Below are 17,548 nucleotides of genomic sequence, written 5' to 3'. Positions count from 1 at the left end.
CGTATCCGCCGCCGCTCCCGTCGGGAGCGGCGGCCCCCACCACCGACTGGAGGACACTGATGGCGGTCACCACCGTCGATGTCGGCACCTCGATGATCAAGGCCGTCGTCTTCGACGACCACGGCAACGAGGTCGCCGTCGCCCGCCGCGCCACGGAGGTGCGCCGCCCCCGGCCCGGTTGGGCCGAGCAGGACATGGACCACGTCTGGCGCACGGTGGTCGCCGCCGTCCGCGAGGTCCGCGAGCGGACCGGCGAACCCCTGGACTTCCTGGCCGTCACCGCCCAGGGCGACGGTTGCTGGCCCGTGGACGACGCGGGCCGACCGAACGGACCGGCGATCCTGTGGTCGGACGGGCGCGCGGCCCCGATCGTCGAGGAGTGGCGTGCCGACGGCGTCCTCGACGCCGCCTTCCGCCGAGGCGGATCGCTCACCTTCGCCGGTCTGCCCAACGCGCTGCTCACCTGGCTGGCCCGCAACGACCCCGACCGCCTGCGGCGCACCGCCGCCGTGCTCACCTGCGGCGGCTGGGTGTTCCACCGGCTCACCGGCGCCGTCGCGGTGGACGAGTCCGACGCCTCGGCCCCCTTCCTCGACCTGCGCACCCGCGACTACGACCCCGCCTGCCTCGACCTGTTCGGCCTGGACTGGGCGGCCGGCCTCCTGCCCGAGGTGCGCGGCGACGACCGCCGCACCGGAACGCTCACCCCCGCCGCCGCGGCCGAACTCGGTCTTCCCGAGGACCTCCCGGTCGTCATGGCCCCCTACGACATCGCGTCCACCGCCCTGGGCGTCGGCGCCGTCGCGGACGGCCAGGCGTGCAGCATCCTCGGCACCACCCTGTGCACCGAGGTGGTCACCACCGCGCCCGACACCACCGGCGAGCCGAGCGGGCTGACGATCGCGCTCGACTCCTCCGGGCACCTGCTGCGCGCCTTCCCCACCCTCGCCGGGACCGAGATCCTCGGCTGGGCGTCCTCCCTGCTCGGCACGGACGACCCGGCCAGCCTGGGCGACCTGGCGCTGGCCGCCGACCCGGAGCCCAGCGGCCCCCTCTTCCTCCCCTACCTGTCCCCCGCCGGGGAGCGGGCGCCCTTCCTCGACCCCCACGCGCGCGGCACCTGGTGGGGGCTGTCCCTGGAGCACGACCGCGCGCGGATGGCGCGTTCGGTGTTCGAGGGGCTCACCCTCGTCCTCAAGGACTGCCTGGCCGCCTCCGGGACCGCCGTCACCGAACTGCGGCTGAGCGGCGGCGGAGCCAACAGCGAGCGGTGGTGCGCGCTCATCGCCGACGTCACCGGCGTGCCCGTCGTCCGCTCCACCGACACCGAGGTCGGCGCCAAGGGCGCGTTCCTCAGCGGACTGGTCGCCACCGGCCGCTCCCCCGACCTCGCCACGGCCGCCGCGGACCACGTCCACCTGCGTCCGATCCGCGAGCCCGACCCCCGCCTGGCCAAGCTCTACGCCCACACCTACGAACGGTTCCTGGCCCTGCGCGAGCTCACCCGCCCGGGGTGGGCGCTGATGACCGCGGGCCCCGGGACCGGGCCCTCGGGGAAGGAGCACCCGCGTGACTGACTCCGGATCCGTGTGGGTCGGCGTCGACCTCGGCACCCAGAGCGTCCGGGCGCTGGCGGTCGACGCCCGCGGGGCCGTCCTCGGCGAGGCCCGCGAGCCCCTGAGCAGCCACCGCGACGGCGACCGCCACGAGCAGGACCCCGAGCGGTGGTGGACCGCCGTCGCCGACGCCTGCCGCCGCGCGCTGCGCGGCGTCCCCGCCGCCCGCGTCTCGGGCGTGGCCGTGGACGCCACGTCGGGCACCCTGCTGCTCGCCGACGCCCACGGCACACCGCTCACCCCCGGGCTGATGTACGACGACGGGCGTGCCGCCGCGCAGACCGCCCGGGCCGACGAGGTCGGCGCGCACGTCTGGGCGGAGCTGGGCTACCGCCGCATGCGGGCGACGTGGGCGCTGCCCAAGCTCCTGTGGCTGCTCGACCACGACCGCCGCGCCCGGTCGGGGACCGCCGTGGTGCTGCACCAGCCCGACCTCATCACCTGGCGGCTGACCGGGCACCGCACCGCCGCCGACGCCAGCCACGCCCTCAAGACCGGCTACCACCTCGTCGAGGAGCGCTGGCCCGAGGAGGTGATGGCCGAACTCGGCGTCCCCGCGTCGCTGCTCCCCGAGGTCGTGCGGCCCGGCACGGTGTTGGGCCAGGTGTGCGCCGCCGCGTCCGAGCGCACCGGCCTGCCGCGCGGGGTCCCGGTCATCGCGGGCATGACCGACGGCTGCGCGGCGCAACTGGGCGCCGGAGCCCTGGCGCCCGGCGCGTGGAACTCCGTGCTGGGCACCACCCTGGTGCTCAAGGGCGTGACCCCCCGCCTCCTGCGCGACCCCGGCGGCGTGGTCTACTCGCACCGCTCCCCGACCGGGGACTGGCTGCCCGGCGGCGCGTCGAGCACCGGGGCCGGGTCGCTCACCCACGCCCTGCCCGGCCGCGACCTGGACGCGCTGTCCGCACGGGCCGCCGCGCGCGGAGCCACGTCCACCGTGGCCTACCCGCTGGTCTCGCGCGGGGAGCGGTTCCCGTTCCACGCGCCCGACGCCGAGGGCTTCCTGCTCGGCGCGCCCGCCGACGAGACCGACCACTACGCGGCCCTGCTCCAGGGGGTCGGCTACGTCGAACGGCTCTGCTACGACTACCTCGACCTCCTCGGCGCCCCCACCGACGGTCCGCTGAGCCTGACCGGCGGCGCCGTGCGCAGCCGCTACTGGTGCCAACTGCGCGCCGACATCCTGGGCCGCCGGGCCGTCGTGCCGGCCAACGCCGAACCCGCGCTGGGCATGGCCGTGCTCGCCGCCTCCCAGGAGCGCGATCCGCGAGGGGTCGCCGCCGAGATGGTGCGGGTACGGGCGACCGTCGACCCGCGCGACGACCACGAGACCGACCGCCTGCGCGAGGGGTACCTGCGCTTCGTCGACGAACTCCGCGGCCGCGGCTGGCTCGACCCCGACGTCGCCGAGCACGCCGCCGCGCGCGCCCGGTGAGCAGGGGAGGCGAACGGTTCGTGCCACCACGCGCGACTCCCCGACACGACCGACTCACACCGCGAGAACGGAGTACACAGTGACCGACCTTGTCCTGGCCCGGCACGGCGAGACGATCTGGCACGCGGACAACCGCTACGCGGGCTCCAGCGACGTTCCGCTGACCGCGCGCGGCCACGCCCAGGCCGAGGCGCTGGCGGCCTGGGCCGGCGGCGCGGGGCTGGACGCGGTGTGGTGCTCCACCCTCTCCCGCGCCCGCGAGACCGCCCTGCGCAGCGCGTGGGCCATCGGCGCGCAGCCGCACGCCGACGATCGGCTTCGGGAGCTCGACTTCGGCGAGGCGGAGGGACGGACCGCCACCGAGATGGAACGGCTCTTCCCCGAACACCGGGCCGCGTTCACGGCCGACCCGGTGGCCCACCACCTGCCCGGCGGGGAGGATCCGCGCCTGGCCGTCAAGCGGGCCCTGAGCTGCCTCGACGACATCGTCGACCGCCACCCCGAGGGACGCGTCCTGGTCATCGCGCACAGCACGCTCATCCGCCTGGTCCTGTGCCACCTGCTCGGCGTCCCGCTGCGGGAGTACCGCCGCCTCTTCCCGACCGTGCGCAACACCGCCCTGACCACCGTGAGCGTGAGCGCCGGGCACACGGCGCTGATCGACTACAACGTCCCGCCCGGGGTCGCCGCCGCGCGCCCGTCCGACCGGGGAGAACCGTAGGCCGCCGCCCTCCGCGCCGACCCCGGCCCCGCATCCGTATCCACATCCGACCAAGAGACCCGAGGAAGACCCCATGACCACCACCGTCCTCGCCGCGGGCGACCGTTTCGTGCTGCCCGGGCTGCTGTCCGACGCCGTCCGCGCCCGGGTGGGCGCCGACGTCGAGGTGCGCGAGCTGGAGCTGCCGTGGCCGCACGTGCCCTTCGGCCCCGTCGCCGAGGTCCAGGAGGCGTCGGGCACCGAGGAGGAGCTCATCGCGGCCCTGCGCGGCGCGCGCGTGTGCGTCACGCAGCTGGCGCCGCTCACCGAGCGCGTCCTGGCGGCCTGCCCCGACCTCGAACTGTTCTGCGTGAGCCGGGGCGGACCGGTCAACGCCAACCTCGACGCGGCGACCCGGCACGGCGTCGCCGTCTGCTTCGCCCCCGGACGCAACGCGGCGGCCACGGCCGAGCACACCCTCGGCCTCATCCTCGCCGCCGCACGGCACATCCCCGACCTGCACGCCGACCTGCGGGCCGGGCGCTGGCGCGGCGACTTCTACGACTACGACAACTGCGGTCTGGGGATCGAGGGGGCCGCCGTCGGGCTCGTCGGCTACGGAGCCATCGGCCGCCGGGTCGCCGCGGCGCTGTCCGCGCTCGGGGCCCGCGTCCTGGTGTACGACCCCTACGTGGCCGAGGACGCCCTGCCGGAGTCAGCCGCCAGGGTGAGCCTCGACGAGCTGCTGGCCCAGGCGCGGATCGTCTCGCTGCACGCCCGTCTGACCCCCGAGACCAGGGGCCTCATCGGGGAGCGGGAGATCGCCGCGATGCGGCCCGGCGCCGTCCTGGTCAACTGCGCGCGCGGAGGACTGGTCGACTACGACGCCGTCCGCCGCGCCCTGGAGTCGGGACACCTGCACGCGGCCGCCTTCGACGTCTACCCCGAGGAGCCCGTTCCGCCGGGCTCCGGGCTGCTCAGGGCCCCGAACGTCGTGCTCACGCCGCACGTGGCCGGGGCGAGCCGCCAGGTCGCGCACACGGCGGCCGACCTCGTCTCGGCCGAGGTCGACCGCTTCCTCCACGGCCGCCCGCTCGCCCACTGCGCCAACCCCGCCGTCCTCGACGCCGACGGGGTGTACCGGAACGGGAGCGTGGGCGGAAGGTAGACGGAGGGGCGCACGAGGCCGGCTGTCCCGTCCGGTGCGGCGCCCCTCGACGAGACTTCGCACACGTTTCACCGAACGACCGGACCCCCCGGCCGCTCACCCGTCGCCCGCGAGGCGCGGACCGCGTTCCCGGCGGGGCCACGCCTGAGCGGCCGCTTCACCGGACGGTGATGCACGGTGTCGGGTAGCGCCTCACCTGGACGCGGACGATAGGCTCACAGTTGGCCGAACCTGTCGGGATTCCCTCGGCCGTCGCGACCGTTGCACTGGGTGACCTCGCGGCCGGGGGGCATCGTACGCCCCGCTCCGACACCCAGGGTGGTCCGTCCCCCGCCGGGTCACCGGTCCGCCTGACCGGCGGGCCGTGCCGGGCGCCGACGACCGTCCCGGCGACCGTACGCCCACAACCACACCCCGCGCACACCGTGCCGAACGGGTGCCCGAGAAGGAGAACGAAAGTCCGTGAACGCCCACACGCCGCACGAACTTGAGTGGTCGGACCTCGACCTCCGCGCCGTCGACACCGTCCGAGCACTGGCGATGGACGCGGTAGAGAAGTCGGGTAACGGACACCCCGGCACGGCCATGAGCCTCGCGCCCGCCGCCTACCTGCTCTTCCAGAAGGTGATGCGGCACGACCCGACGGCCCCCGAGTGGGTGGGCCGCGACCGGTTCGTGCTCTCCTGCGGCCACTCCAGCCTCACGCTGTACATCCAGCTCTACCTCGCCGGGTACGACCTGAGCCTGGACGACCTCAAGGCGCTGCGCCAGTGGGACAGCCGCACCCCCGGCCACCCCGAGTTCGGGCACACCGCCGGCGTGGAGACCACCACCGGCCCGCTGGGCCAGGGCATCGGCAACGCGGTCGGCATGGCCATGGCCGCCCGCCGTGAGCGCGGCCTGTTCAACCCCGAGGCCGGTCCGGGCTCCAGCCCCTTCGACCACCACGTCTACGCCATCTGCTCCGACGGCGACGTCCAGGAGGGCGTGAGCCACGAGGCCAGCGCGCTGGCCGGGACGCAGCGTCTGGGCAACCTCATCATGATCTGGGACGACAACCGGATCTCCATCGAGGACGACACCCGCGTCGCGCACACCGAGGACGTCGCCGAGCGGTACCGCGCCTACGGCTGGCACGTCGAGGAGATCGACTGGACCGCCTCCGGCGAGTACCACGAGGACATCCACGCCCTGTACGAGGCGATCCAGCGCGGCAAGGCCGAGACCGAGCGGCCCACGTTCATCCGCCTGCGCACCGTCATCGGCTGGCCCGCGCCCAACAAGCAGAACACCGGCGCGATCCACGGCGCGGCCATCGGCACCGCCGAGATCTCCGCCACCAAGGAGATCCTGGGCCTGCCCGACGAGCCGTTCGCCGTCGAGGACGCCGTCATCGAGCACACCCGCACGGCCCTGGACCGCGGCCGTCAGGCGCACTCCGAGTGGGAGGCCGCCTTCCAGGCCTGGCGCCGCAGCGCCGGTGAGCACGGCGACCTGTTCGACCGGCTCCAGTCCGGCAAGCTCCCCGTGGGCTGGGAGGACAGCCTGCCCGTCTTCGAGGCCAGCGAGAAGGGCATGGCCACCCGCAAGGCCAGCGGCGAGGTGCTCAGCGCCGTCGCCCCGGTCCTGCCCGAGCTGTGGGGCGGCTCCGCCGACCTGGCCGGGTCCAACAACACCACGCCCAAGGGCGAGCCGTCCTTCCTGCCCTTCGACCGCGCCAGCACCATGTTCCCGGGCAACCCGTACGGCCGCGTGCTGCACTTCGGCGTCCGCGAGCACGGCATGGGCTCCATCCTCAACGGCATCGCCCTGCACGGCCCCACCCGCCCCTACGGCGGCACGTTCCTGGTGTTCAGCGACTACATGCGCCCGGCCGTCCGGCTCGCCGCGCTGATGAAGCTGCCGGTCACCTACGTGTGGACGCACGACTCCATCGGCCTGGGCGAGGACGGCCCCACCCACCAGCCGGTCGAGCACCTGTGGTCGCTGCGCGCCATCCCCGGTCTGGACGTCGTCCGCCCGGCCGACGCCAACGAGACCGCGGTCGTCTGGCGCAAGGTCCTGGAGACCACCGACCGCCCCGCCGCGCTCGCCCTGACCCGCCAGAACCTGCCGGTCCTGGACCGCGCCGAGTACGCGCCCGCCGAGGACGCCGTCCGCGGCGGCTACGTGCTGGCCGAGGCCGGTGGGGGCGCCCCGGAGGCGATCATCGTCGCCACCGGCAGCGAGGTGCCCATCGCCCTGGCCGCCCGCGAGGAGCTGGAGTCGGCGGGCACGCCCACGCGCGTGGTCTCCATGCCGTGCGTCGAGTGGTTCGACGCCCAGAGCGAGGAGTACCGCGAGAGCGTCCTGCCCTCCTCCGTGCGCACCCGCGTGTCGGTCGAGGCCGGGATCGCGCTGGGCTGGCGCGCCTACGTCGGTGACGCCGGCGAGTCGGTCGGTCTGGAGCACTTCGGCGCCTCCGCGCCCTACCAGACCCTGTACGAGAAGTTCGGCATCACCTCCGACGCCGTGGTCGCGGCGGTGCGCGCCAGCGCCGCCAAGGCCGGACGCTGACCTCGCGGGCCCCGCGCCAAGACCCGGCGCGGGGCCCGCGCCCCGTGTTACCGGGCGCCCGACGCCCACGAGGAAGGCACAAGACACCATGAGCCACACACCACTGAAGGCCCTCTCCGAGGCGGGCGTGTCCGTCTGGCTGGACGACATCAGCCGTGAACGGCTGCGCACGGGCAACCTGGCCGCCCTGATGTCCACCCACCACGTCGCCGGGGTGACCTCCAACCCGACGATCTTCGAGAAGGCGCTCGCCGAGGGCGACGCCTACGACGAGCAGCTGCGCGAGCTCGCCGCGCGCGGCGTGTCGGTCGACGAGGCCGTCCGCCTGCTCACCGCCTACGACATCCGCTGGGCCGCCGACACCCTGCGCCCGGTCTACGACTCCACCGAGCGGGTGGACGGCCGGGTCTCCCTGGAGGTGGACCCGCGTCTGGCCCGCGACACCGAGCGCACGGTCGCCGAGGCCAAGGCCCTGTGGTGGCTGGTCGACCGGCCCAACCTGATGATCAAGATCCCGGCGACCGCCGAGGGCCTGCCCGCGATCACCCGTGTCCTGGGCCTGGGCATCAGCGTGAACGTCACGCTGATCTTCTCGCTGGAGCGCTACCGCCAGGTGATGGACGCGTTCCTGGCCGGGATGGAGCTGGCCCGCGTCAACGGCCACGACCTGTCCCGGATCCAGTCCGTGGCGTCGTTCTTCGTCAGCCGCGTCGACTCCGAGGTCGACAAGCGGCTCGACGCCGTCGGCACCGACGAGGCCAAGGCCCTGCGCGGTCGGGCCGCCGTGGCCAACGCCCGCCTGGCCTACCGCGAGCACGAGGAGGTCTTCTCCTCCCGCGAGTGGAAGGCCCTGGCCGACCTGGGCGCCAAGCCCCAGCGCCCGCTGTGGGCCTCCACCGGCGTCAAGGACCCCGCCTACGAGGACACCCGCTACGTCACCGACCTGGTGGCGCGCGACACCGTCAACACGATGCCGCAGGCCACCCTGGACGCCACGGCCGACCACGCGGTCGTGACCGGCAACACGATCCTGGGCACCTACGAGCAGGCCGAGGACGACTTCGCCGCTCTGGAGGGCGTCGGCGTCAACCTCACCGAGGTGTTCGGGGTCCTGGAGGACGAGGGCGTGCGCAAGTTCGTCGACTCCTGGGAGAGCCTGCTGGGCGGCCTGTCCGCCAAGCTCGACCGGGCGTCCTGACCCCCGACCGCCGCGCGGAGCCCTCCCGCGAGCGGGACCGCTCCGCCCGCGTCGAGGGGCGCCCCGACCCACCGGCTCGGAGCGCCCGGCCCGCGCCCCCGTCCCCACCCGGACGGGGGCGCGGGCTCCCAGCCACCATCCACCGGACACTCTCGACAGAAAGACGAGACACGTGAAAGAACCGGTGATGCCCGGAGCGGTGCCCAACCCGCTCCGCGACGCCCAGGACCGCCGCCTGCCCCGCATCGCCGGGCCCAGCGTGCTGGTCCTGTTCGGCGTCACGGGCGACCTGGCGCGCAAGAAGCTGCTGCCCGCCATCTACGACCTCGCGAACCGGGGCATGCTCCCCCCGGGGTTCGGCCTGGTGGGCTTCGCCCGCCGGGACTGGGAGCACCAGGACTTCGCCGCCCAGGCGCACGAGGCGGTCCGCGCCCACGCGCGCACGCCGTTCCGTGAGGACGTGTGGCGCCAACTGAGCGAGGGCATCCGTTTCGTCCCGGGCGACCTCGGCGACGACGACGCCTTCGACCACCTGGCCGAGACGGTGCGCGAGCTGGACGCCCAGCGCGGCACGGGCGGCAACTACGCCTTCTACCTGTCGCTGCCGCCCAAGCTCTTCCCGACCGTGGTCACCCAGCTCAAGCGCTCCGGGCTGGCCGAGGCCCAGGAGGGCGAGGGCCCCGGCGGCACCACGCCGTGGCGGCGGGTGGTGATCGAGAAGCCCTTCGGGCACGACCTGCACAGCGCCCGCGAGCTCAACACGGTCGTCGACGACGTGTTCCCGCCGTCGTCGGTGTTCCGCATCGACCACTACCTGGGCAAGGAGACGGTCCAGAACATCCTGGCGCTGCGCTTCGCCAACACCCTGTTCGAGCCGCTGTGGAACCGCAGCTACGTGGACCACGTGCAGATCACCATGGCCGAGGACATCGGCGTGGGCGGACGCGCGGGCTACTACGACGGGATCGGCGCGGCGCGCGACGTCATCCAGAACCACCTCCTGCAACTCCTGGCGCTGGTCGCCATGGAGGAGCCGGTCTCCCACGACGCGGACGCGATCCGCGCCGAGAAGGAGAAGGTGCTGTCGGCGGTCTCGCTGCCCGCGGACCTGTCCACCGGGACCGCGCGCGGCCAGTACGCCGCCGGGTGGCAGGGCGGCGCGGCGGTGCGCGGCTACCTGGAGGAGGACGGCATCCCGTCCGACTCCTCCACCGAGACCTACGCCGCCCTGAAGCTCATGGTCGACACCCGCCGCTGGTCGGGGGTGCCGTTCTACCTGCGCACGGGCAAGCGCCTGGGGCGGCGGGTGACGGAGGTGGCCCTGGTGTTCCAGGGGGCGCCGCAGCAGCTGTTCCCCCGCACCGACATCACCGAACTGGGGCAGAACGCCCTGGTCCTGCGCATCCAGCCCGACGAGGGGGTGACGCTGCGCTTCGGCTCCAAGGTGCCCGGCGCCAGCATGGAGGTGCGCGACGTCAGCATGGACTTCACCTACGGCCAGTCGTTCACCGAGGCCAGCCCGGAGGCCTACGAGCGGCTCATCCTGGACGTCCTCATCGGCGACCCGCCGCTCTTCCCCCGGCAGGAGGAGGTCGAGCTGTCCTGGCGGATCCTGGACCCGGTCGAGGAGTTCTGGGCCAAGTCGGGCCGACCCGAGCAGTACGGCTCGGGCACGTGGGGCCCGGAGTCCGGTGAGGCCCTGCTCGCCAGGGACGGCCGCCAGTGGCGGCGCCCGTGACCGCCCACGACCACGCCGGAGGGAACCGCCGATGACGCTCTACCTGCCGCACACCACGACCGCGGCGATCGCCGAGGCGCTCATGGCCGAACGGCACAGTGTCGGCGGCGGCGCCATGAACATGGTCCTGACCCTGGTCATCGTCACCGACGAGGCTGACCACTACGACGCGGTGCGCGCGGCGACCGAGGCCGGGCGCGAGCACCCGTCGCGGGTGGTGGCGCTGATCCGGCGCGACCCGAAGGCCGAACCGGTGATCGACGCCGAGATCCGCCGCCCGGGCACGTCGGGCCCGGGCGAGGCGCTGCTGCTGCGGCTGTACGGGCCGCTGGGCGAACACCCGGACTCCGTGATCACGCCGCTGCTGGTGCCGGACGCGCCGGTCGTGGCGTGGTGGCCCGGGGTGGGGCCGACCGACCCCGCCGCCGACCCGGTGGGCCGCCTGGCCCAGCGGCGCATCACCGACGCGCTGCGTGCCCCGGACCCGCTGACCGACCTGCGCGAACGCGTGGCGCACTACACCCCCGGCGACACCGACCTGTCCTGGACCCGGCTGACGCCGTGGCGGTCGCTGCTGGCCAGCGCCATGGACCAGCGGTGCGGGTGGGTGACCTCCGCGACCGTGACGGCCGAGGAGCACTACCCGAGCGCCGACCTCATGGCGGCCTGGCTGACCGACCGGCTGGCGGTGCCCGTGGAGCGCGCCGTCTCCGACGGTCCCGGGCTGACCGAGGTCCGCCTGACCACCGACCAGGGGGACGTCGCCCTGACCCGGATGGACGGGCGGGTGGCCACGCTGTCGCGGCCCGGTCAGCCGGACCAGACCGTGGCCCTGGAGCGGCGCGGGGCGGCCATGGCGCTGGCCGAGGAACTGCGCCGACTGGACGCCGACGAGATCTACGCGAGCGCCGCCCGCCATCTGGGGCCCAAGCTCGCTGGAAGCGGAGCACACGAGCGATGAGTGGACCGGAGATCCTCCGCCACGCCGACGGGGACGAGCTCGCCGACGCGGCCGCGCGGCGGCTGACCGACATGATCGCCGAGGCCGGACGGGACGGGCGCGCGTTCCACCTGGTGCTCACCGGCGGCGGGGTCGGCATCGCGACCCTGCGCGCGCTGGGCGACCGGGCCGAGGCGGTCGGTCTGGACTGGGCGCACGTGCACCTGTGGTGGGGGGACGAGCGCTTCCTGCCCGAGGGCGACCCCGAGCGCAACGAGACCCAGGCCCGGGAGGCGCTGCTGGACCGGGTGAAGCTGCCGGTGCACCACGTGCACCCGATGCCCGCCTCCGACGGGATGGACGGAGACCACGTCGAGCACGCGGCGACCCGGTACAAGCGGGAGCTGACGGCGGCGGCGCGCGGCGAGGCGCCGGTGCCGCCGTTCGACGTGTGCCTGCTGGGCGTCGGCCCGGACGCGCACGTGGCGTCGCTCTTCCCGGGGCTGCCCGCGGTGTGCGAGGAGGGGTCGGCCGTCGCGGCGGTGCACGACTCGCCCAAGCCACCGCCGCGGCGGATCTCGTTGACGCTCCCGTCGATCCGGTCGGCCCGCCAGGTGTGGGTGCTGGCGTCCGGCGAGGGCAAGGCGGAGGCCGTGCGGCTCGGGCTGGCGGGCGGGGACCCCTGCGAGGCGCCCGTGGCGGGCGCGCGCGGCGACGAGCGCACCCTGTTCTGGGTGGACGAGGCGGCCGCGGCCCAGCTCTGAGACCGATGGGCGGCCCCGTCCGGACAGCGTGTCCGGGCGGGGCCGCCCATTTCCGGTCAGACGGTCCAGACGGTCAGACCCAGACGAGTTCGCCGCAGATACGGTCGGCGAAGGTTTCCGCGCTGCGGATGCTGTGGAAGCCGGACCCGTTGATGGGCCGGGCCATGCCGCCCTTGCCGTCCGGGGCGGTCACGCCGTAGTACGCGTGCTCCATGGTGTCGGTGTCCTCGTTCCAGATATCCACAAGGAACGCTCGGGGGTGAGCGGGCTCGGGCTCGTTCTGGTAGACAGAGTTCGAGTCGCGGTGGGGGCTGTCCGGCATCGGTTTCCCTTCCGTGGCCGATCAGGCCCGGACGGGGAGCGTAGGAACAAACCGTCCGGGCCGCCTGTGTTCTAGACAATCAGGCACAGACAACCACCAATCCGACATCACACTGTGATGGCCATCTCACCTTCTGCTATAGTGACACCCAGATTCCGATAGCACAACTCTGTCTCACAAGATTCTGTGAATCGCTCAGAGGGAACGATGGCGAAGAAGAAGCGCTCCAACCGAGTCACCCTGCGCGGCCGTTGGTTGGGCCAGCGCCTCCGGGAGCTGCGGGAGGCCAACGATTTCACCTTGGAGCACGTGGCCGAGTTCATGCAGCGCACGAACGGCACGATCAGCCGGTTCGAGAACGGCGTGTATCCGGTGCGTCGCCCGGACATGCTCGCCATGCTCGATCTCTACGGCGTGAAGAACCCCCGACAACGCGACGGACTCCTCAAACTGGGCGAGAGCGTCTGGCAGTCCGGCTGGTGGGACGGCTACGCGGACGTCTCGGACGAGTTCATCGACTTCGTGTGGCTGGAGGAGAGGGCCACCGAGCACTGGCTGTTCGACAGCACGACGATCCCCGGCATCCTCCAGACGCGAGCCTACGCCGAGACGATCATCCGCACGGCGGAATTCGACGGATCCGCGGAACGGGTGAAGCGTGGTGTCGAGCTGCGGCTGGAGCGCCAGAAGCTCCTGAACCGCGCTGAGCCGCCACGCATCCGCGCAGCCTTGGACGAGGCCGTGCTTCGACGACGTGTCGGCTCGGCGGCGATCATGCGGGAGCAACTCGCCCATCTCGTGGAGTGCTCACGCCTCCCAACGGTCAACGTCCGTGTACTCCCCTTCACCGTCGGAGCCCACGAAAGCCCGACCGGCGCCTTCAAGTACTACGTCATGGATGAGCCCTATCCCGATCTGGTCTACGCCGAGACGCCCAAGGGAGCCGTCTACATCGAGGAGCCAGACACCGACCTGGTAGCTGCTCGGTATGATCGGCTGTGGGAGAAGTCCCTGCCAGAAACCGCATCCGTCGAGTTCATCTCGGCGCTGAGCGAGGAGCCATCGTGACCCCCGAGCCGACGTTCCAGCGTCTCTCCAGCGAGGAACGCGCCACCATCGACTGGCACATCAGCACGTTCAGCGAGAACGGCGGCGCCGCGTGCGTGGAGGCCGGGGCCCTGCGTGACGGGACCGGCCGCGTCGCCGTCCGGCACAGCCACCACCCCGAGGGCGCGCACATCGTCTACACCCGCCAGGAGTGGGAAGCCTTCACGAAGGGCATCCGCGCCGGAGAGTTCGACTTCGACGCCTGAGACCGCACACGAACGCGCCCCCCGGTCCGGGGGGCGCGTTCGTGTGCGGCGGACGACCGCGTCAGCTACACGAGCTCGGCGAGGGGCTTGGCCACCGGCCACTCGATGTCGACGTCCAGGGCATTGTTGACGTAGTTGGTCAGCACGTTGAGCGCGACGCCCGCGATGACCTCGACGATCTCGGCGTCGCTCAGCCCGGCCTCACGGGCCTTGGCCAGGTCCTCGTCGGCCAGGGCCCCGCGCGCCTCGGTGACCTTCACCGCCAGGCCCACGACCGCCGCGGAGCGAGGGTCGGTGCTGGTGCCGCGGCGGGCGGCGACGATCTCGTCCTCGCCCACCTGGGCGACGTTGGCCGCGACGTAGGTGTGCGCGGCCAGGCAGTAGTCGCAGCCGTTCACCTCGGCGACGGCCAGGGCGACGCGTTCGCGGTCGGCGGCCGACAGCGAGCCGCCGCCCAGGGCGCCGTGCAGGCCGAGGTAGCCCTTGAGGGCGTCCGGGCTGTTGGCGAGGGCCTTGGCCACGTTCGGCACGACACCGAGGGCCTTCTTGACGGCGTCGAGCTGCTCGGCGGCGGCCGGGGTGGCGGAGGCGGGGTCGATCAGGGTGACACGGGACATGGCAGGCTCCTTCTCTAAATCGAACAGACCTGTTCGTTCGATCTGGAGACGAATCTAGGCGCACCCACGCCGCCTTGTCAAACAGATCTGTTCGTTCGATACTGGCGGGCATGAGAACCACGGAGCGACGGACCCCCGTACGCGAGCGGCTGCTGGAGACCGCCGACCGGCTCTTCTACGGCGAGGGGATCCACGCGGTCGGCATCGACCGGATCATCGCCGAGAGCCGCGTCGCCAAGTCCACGATGTACGTGCACTTCCGCACGAAGGAGGAGCTGGTCGAGGCGTACCTGCGCCGACGGCACGCGGCGATCGCCGACCACGTCGAGAGCGCGGTCGACCAGCGCTCCGGCGGGCACCGCGAGCGGGTGCTGGCGGTGTTCGAGGTACTCGACGACTCCTTGTGCTCACCCGACTGGCGCGGTTGCCCGTTCACCAACGCCGCCGCGGAGTACCCCGCCCACGAGGGCGTCCGCTCGGCCGTGCGCGACTGGCGCGACTGGCTCCACTCGCTGTTCGACCGCCTGCTGGGACCGCGAGCCGAGAAGGCGTACCTGGCACCCGCGCTGGTCCAACTCGTGGACGGCTCGATGACCGCCGCGCACCTGGACCGCACCACCGACGCCGCGTCCGTCGCCCGGCGCGTCGCCGCGACGCTCCTGGACACGGCCACCTGACCCGGAAATGACCGACCAGGTCAGGACTTGATAGGCAAGTGATCACTTGCCTATAGTGGGGGCATGGCCGAAGACGTCTTCAAAGCCCTGGCCGACCCCACGCGCAGAACCATCCTCGACGAACTCGCCGAGCGGCAGGGGCAGACACTGTTCGAGATCTGCGGTCGGCTGAGCATGAAACACCAGCTCAGCCTGTCCCGCCAGGCGATCTCCCAACACCTCGCCGTGCTGGAGGCCGCGGGCCTCGTCGAGACCCGACGCGAGGGGCGCTACAAGTTCCACGACCTGAACCCGGCTCCGCTGACACACATCGCCGAGCGATGGATCAGGCCCGACGCACCGGAGGACTCATGAGGATCCGTCTGACCAGTGTCTTCGTCGACGACCAGGACAAGGCCCTGCGCTTCTACACCGATGTGCTGGGCTTCGTGAAGAAGACCGAGGTCCCGCTCGGCGGAGCCAGCTGGCTGACCGTCGTGTCCGCCGAGGAGCCGGACGGCACCGAACTGCTCCTCGAACCCGACGGCCACCCCGTCGCCAAGGCCTACAAGGCGGGTCTGGTCGCGGACGGCATCCCGTGCGCCCAGTTCGACGTCGACGACGTCCAGGCGGAGTTCGAGCGACTTCGGGACCTGGGCGTGCGCTTCACCCAGGAGCCGACGGAGATGGGCCCGGTCACCATGGCGGTGTTCGACGACACCTGCGGCAACCTGGTCCAGATCGTCCACCACGCGTAGGCGCCGGAGGACGGGTGTGCCCCCGGACCGACGCGGTCCGAGGGCACACCCGGGTCAGAGGCGGGTCAGACCGCGCTCGGGCAGGACACGTCGCCCCCGGGCGCCTGGCCCGTGAGCAGGTAGGCGTCCACCGGGTCGTCCACGCACGCGCTCTTGTCGTTGCCGTAGAGCGTGTGCCCGGCGCCCTCGTAGGTCACCAGGGTCGCGGTCTCCAGCTGACCGGCCAGCTCCTCGGCCCACGCGTACGGGGTGGCCGGGTCGCCGACGGTGCCGATCACGACGACCGGCGGGGCGTCCGGCGCGGTGAACGCGGTCGGCGCCACCTCGGTGTCCGGCCAGTACGCGCACGGCAGCTGGTCCCACACCAGATCGGCGCCGAACAGCGGCGACTCCCCGACCGCCCGGTCCGCGGCGTCCCGGTAGGCGGCGATGTCGGTCGGGTCGTTCCGGTCGGCGCAGTTGATCGCCGTCAGCGCCACCTCGTAGTCCAGCTCCTCCTCGCCGGGCTTGGTCTCCACGGGTTCCTCCTCCTCGTCCCCGTGCAGCCCGTAGGTGTTCTCGTACAGCAGGTCGAGGTACTCCCCGGTGGCCGCGGCGTCGCCGGAGGCCAGCGCGACCACCAGTTCTCCGAGGTAGGGCCAGCTCTCCTCGTAGTACAGCTCCATGCTGATCATCGACACCAGCGTGGCCCCGTCGACCGTCACACCCTGGACGTCCGGCGGGTCCTGGTCGAGCGCGGCCATGAGGTCCGCCATCACCTCGTCCGCGTCGTCCGCTCCGGAGAACGGGCAGCCCTCGCGGGTGGTCGCGCAGTCCTCGGCGAACAGCTCCCACGTCCCCTGGAAGCCCATGGCCTGGTCGTAGGCGACCTCGACGTTGGGCCGGTCGGTCTCCACCGCTCCGTCCAGGACGAGGGCGCGGGCGTTCTCCGGGTACATCTCGGCGTAGAGCGCCCCGATGTAGGTCCCGTAGGAGTAGCCGACGTAGCTCAGCTGGTCGTCGCCCAGCGCGTCGCGGAGCACGTCCAGGTCGCGGACGACGTAGACCGTCCCGATGTTGGCGAGGAACTCCTCCCCCACGCCGTCGACGCAGTCCCGCGCGTACGCCCGGGCGGCCTCCTCCAGGGGCTGGAGGTCGGCGTCGGTCAGGTCACCGGGATCGGTGTCCGCGAACCCCTGGCGCGCCTCGACCATGGCGTTCCAGTTCCCGCACGCGAACCCCGAGCTCTCACCCACGCCGCGCGGGTCGAAGGAGACCAGGTCGAAGGAGGCCCTGACCTCGTCGGAGAACGAGGGGTAGTCCAGCATGTCGAGGCCGGTCACGCCGGGCCCGCCGGGGTTGACCACCAGGGATCCCACGCGCTCCTCGGCCGGCCCCTGGGCCGGGGCGCGCACCACCGCGAGGTCGAGGGTCTCGCCCTCGGGCCGGTCGTAGTCCACCGGGACGGAGATCGTCCCGCACTCCAGGGCCTCGACCCACGCGGCCTCCGACCCCCACTCGACGAGTTCGTCGACCTGTGTGTCGTCGTAGCAGGTCGACCAGTCGACCGTCTGGCCGGCGAACGCCGCCGAGACGTCCCCCGTCCGCGCGGTCTCCGCCGCCTCCGGCTCGCCCGACGCCGGGACGCACCCCGAGACCAGGGCGGTCACCGCCATCACCGTTCCGGCACCCAAGGCCGGGACTCCCCACCGCACCCGCGGCTCCGTTCTGTCCACGCGTCGCATCCGACGCGGTGCTTGGCTCCATGGCGCGCCACCGGGATCCTCC

The 17,548-nt window shown here is 72.9% G+C and carries 17 protein-coding genes; 14 read left to right on the top strand and 3 right to left on the bottom strand.

Annotated elements, in window-relative coordinates:
* The first annotated feature begins 59 nt into the window (after window positions 1-59).
* The 9 genes from AB0I72_RS16465 to pgl all read left to right on the top strand — a co-directional run bounded on the left by AB0I72_RS16465 (window position 60) and on the right by pgl (window position 12,115).
* Window positions 60-1,577: an FGGY-family carbohydrate kinase gene (locus AB0I72_RS16465; RefSeq protein WP_358568671.1), complete on the top strand. Its 1,518-nt coding sequence runs from the start codon at window positions 60-62 to the stop codon at window positions 1,575-1,577.
* Window positions 1,570-3,051, top strand: a complete 1,482-nt coding sequence (locus AB0I72_RS16460; RefSeq protein ID WP_358568668.1) for an FGGY family carbohydrate kinase — start codon at window positions 1,570-1,572, stop codon at window positions 3,049-3,051. Before AB0I72_RS16465 ends, AB0I72_RS16460 begins: the two co-directional genes overlap by 8 nt.
* A 79-nt stretch (window positions 3,052-3,130) precedes the next feature.
* A complete protein-coding gene (locus tag AB0I72_RS16455) occupies window positions 3,131-3,772 on the top strand; it encodes a histidine phosphatase family protein (protein ID WP_358568665.1) in 642 nt (213 codons plus the stop codon).
* Window positions 3,773-3,845: 73 nt separating this feature from the next.
* The gene (locus AB0I72_RS16450) at window positions 3,846-4,919 is read left to right on the top strand and encodes a 2-hydroxyacid dehydrogenase (RefSeq protein WP_358568662.1); all 1,074 of its coding nucleotides are present in this window, start codon (window positions 3,846-3,848) and stop codon (window positions 4,917-4,919) included.
* A 462-nt stretch (window positions 4,920-5,381) separates the two neighbouring features.
* On the top strand, window positions 5,382-7,475 hold the full coding sequence (gene tkt / locus AB0I72_RS16445) for a transketolase (protein WP_358568659.1): 2,094 nt from the start codon (window positions 5,382-5,384) through the stop codon (window positions 7,473-7,475).
* Between the two features lie 88 nt (window positions 7,476-7,563).
* Window positions 7,564-8,673: a transaldolase gene (gene tal, locus AB0I72_RS16440; RefSeq protein ID WP_358568656.1), complete on the top strand. Its 1,110-nt coding sequence runs from the start codon at window positions 7,564-7,566 to the stop codon at window positions 8,671-8,673.
* 187 nt (window positions 8,674-8,860) lie between these two features.
* Window positions 8,861-10,411 carry a glucose-6-phosphate dehydrogenase gene (zwf, locus tag AB0I72_RS16435; RefSeq protein ID WP_358569235.1) on the top strand — a complete coding sequence of 517 codons (1,551 nt, stop codon included), beginning with the start codon at window positions 8,861-8,863 and terminating at the stop codon, window positions 10,409-10,411.
* A gap of 31 nt (window positions 10,412-10,442) precedes the next feature.
* Window positions 10,443-11,372 (top strand): glucose-6-phosphate dehydrogenase assembly protein OpcA, encoded by a 930-nt coding sequence (locus AB0I72_RS16430; RefSeq protein WP_358568653.1) that lies wholly within the window; start codon window positions 10,443-10,445, stop codon window positions 11,370-11,372.
* Window positions 11,369-12,115 carry a 6-phosphogluconolactonase gene (gene pgl / locus AB0I72_RS16425; protein ID WP_358568650.1) on the top strand — a complete coding sequence of 249 codons (747 nt, stop codon included), beginning with the start codon at window positions 11,369-11,371 and terminating at the stop codon, window positions 12,113-12,115. Before AB0I72_RS16430 ends, pgl begins: the two co-directional genes overlap by 4 nt.
* A gap of 73 nt (window positions 12,116-12,188) precedes the next feature.
* Here pgl and AB0I72_RS16420 read toward each other — a convergent pair whose 3' ends face one another.
* On the bottom strand, window positions 12,189-12,437 hold the full coding sequence (locus tag AB0I72_RS16420) for a hypothetical protein (RefSeq protein ID WP_358568647.1): 249 nt from the start codon (window positions 12,435-12,437) through the stop codon (window positions 12,189-12,191).
* Between the two features lie 207 nt (window positions 12,438-12,644).
* Between AB0I72_RS16420 and AB0I72_RS16415 the strand changes: the two genes are divergently transcribed.
* Together AB0I72_RS16415 and AB0I72_RS16410 are read left to right on the top strand one after the other, a co-directional pair.
* A complete protein-coding gene (locus tag AB0I72_RS16415) occupies window positions 12,645-13,505 on the top strand; it encodes a helix-turn-helix transcriptional regulator (RefSeq protein WP_358568644.1) in 861 nt (286 codons plus the stop codon).
* Complete coding sequence (locus tag AB0I72_RS16410; protein WP_358568641.1) at window positions 13,502-13,750, top strand: DUF397 domain-containing protein; 249 nt, start codon at window positions 13,502-13,504, stop codon at window positions 13,748-13,750. Before AB0I72_RS16415 ends, AB0I72_RS16410 begins: the two co-directional genes overlap by 4 nt.
* 65 nt (window positions 13,751-13,815) lie before the next feature.
* On the opposite strand, the gene AB0I72_RS16405 is transcribed toward AB0I72_RS16410, so the two are convergent.
* Window positions 13,816-14,367: a peroxidase-related enzyme gene (locus AB0I72_RS16405; RefSeq protein ID WP_358568638.1), complete on the bottom strand. Its 552-nt coding sequence runs from the start codon at window positions 14,365-14,367 to the stop codon at window positions 13,816-13,818.
* 110 nt (window positions 14,368-14,477) lie between these two features.
* On the opposite strand from AB0I72_RS16405, the gene AB0I72_RS16400 reads away from it, so the two are divergent.
* The 3 genes from AB0I72_RS16400 (at window position 14,478) to AB0I72_RS16390 (ending at window position 15,781) form a co-directional block, all read left to right on the top strand.
* Window positions 14,478-15,044 (top strand): TetR/AcrR family transcriptional regulator, encoded by a 567-nt coding sequence (locus AB0I72_RS16400; RefSeq protein ID WP_358568635.1) that lies wholly within the window; start codon window positions 14,478-14,480, stop codon window positions 15,042-15,044.
* Between the two features lie 63 nt (window positions 15,045-15,107).
* Window positions 15,108-15,398 (top strand): metalloregulator ArsR/SmtB family transcription factor, encoded by a 291-nt coding sequence (locus AB0I72_RS16395; protein WP_358568632.1) that lies wholly within the window; start codon window positions 15,108-15,110, stop codon window positions 15,396-15,398.
* Window positions 15,395-15,781 carry a VOC family protein gene (locus AB0I72_RS16390; protein ID WP_358568629.1) on the top strand — a complete coding sequence of 129 codons (387 nt, stop codon included), beginning with the start codon at window positions 15,395-15,397 and terminating at the stop codon, window positions 15,779-15,781. The genes AB0I72_RS16395 and AB0I72_RS16390 overlap by 4 nt, the downstream gene beginning before the upstream one ends.
* Before the next feature lie 65 nt (window positions 15,782-15,846).
* On the opposite strand, the gene AB0I72_RS16385 is transcribed toward AB0I72_RS16390, so the two are convergent.
* Window positions 15,847-17,454: an alpha/beta hydrolase gene (locus AB0I72_RS16385; protein WP_358568626.1), complete on the bottom strand. Its 1,608-nt coding sequence runs from the start codon at window positions 17,452-17,454 to the stop codon at window positions 15,847-15,849.
* Window positions 17,455-17,548 lie beyond the last annotated feature (94 nt).

It is taken from the genome of Nocardiopsis sp. NPDC049922, assembly GCF_040660275.1.
Classification (GTDB): domain Bacteria; phylum Actinomycetota; class Actinomycetes; order Streptosporangiales; family Streptosporangiaceae; genus Nocardiopsis.
This window is presented reverse-complemented; position numbering and strand designations above follow the sequence as displayed.

What these genes read in the sequence shown, in the direction of transcription:
- AB0I72_RS16400 (WP_358568635.1), top strand. Translation starts at nt 14,478, where the DNA reads ATGAGAACCACGGAGCGACGGACCCCCGTACGCGAGCGGCTGCTGGAG.
- zwf (WP_358569235.1), top strand. Translation starts at nt 8,861, where the DNA reads ATGCCCGGAGCGGTGCCCAACCCGCTCCGCGACGCCCAGGACCGCCGC.
- AB0I72_RS16405 (WP_358568638.1), bottom strand. Translation starts at nt 14,367, where the DNA reads ATGTCCCGTGTCACCCTGATCGACCCCGCCTCCGCCACCCCGGCCGCC.
- AB0I72_RS16390 (WP_358568629.1), top strand. Translation starts at nt 15,395, where the DNA reads ATGAGGATCCGTCTGACCAGTGTCTTCGTCGACGACCAGGACAAGGCC.
- AB0I72_RS16430 (WP_358568653.1), top strand. Translation starts at nt 10,443, where the DNA reads ATGACGCTCTACCTGCCGCACACCACGACCGCGGCGATCGCCGAGGCG.
- AB0I72_RS16395 (WP_358568632.1), top strand. Translation starts at nt 15,108, where the DNA reads ATGGCCGAAGACGTCTTCAAAGCCCTGGCCGACCCCACGCGCAGAACC.
- AB0I72_RS16465 (WP_358568671.1), top strand. Translation starts at nt 60, where the DNA reads ATGGCGGTCACCACCGTCGATGTCGGCACCTCGATGATCAAGGCCGTC.
- pgl (WP_358568650.1), top strand. Translation starts at nt 11,369, where the DNA reads ATGAGTGGACCGGAGATCCTCCGCCACGCCGACGGGGACGAGCTCGCC.
- AB0I72_RS16415 (WP_358568644.1), top strand. Translation starts at nt 12,645, where the DNA reads ATGGCGAAGAAGAAGCGCTCCAACCGAGTCACCCTGCGCGGCCGTTGG.
- tal (WP_358568656.1), top strand. Translation starts at nt 7,564, where the DNA reads ATGAGCCACACACCACTGAAGGCCCTCTCCGAGGCGGGCGTGTCCGTC.
- AB0I72_RS16450 (WP_358568662.1), top strand. Translation starts at nt 3,846, where the DNA reads ATGACCACCACCGTCCTCGCCGCGGGCGACCGTTTCGTGCTGCCCGGG.
- AB0I72_RS16420 (WP_358568647.1), bottom strand. Translation starts at nt 12,437, where the DNA reads ATGCCGGACAGCCCCCACCGCGACTCGAACTCTGTCTACCAGAACGAG.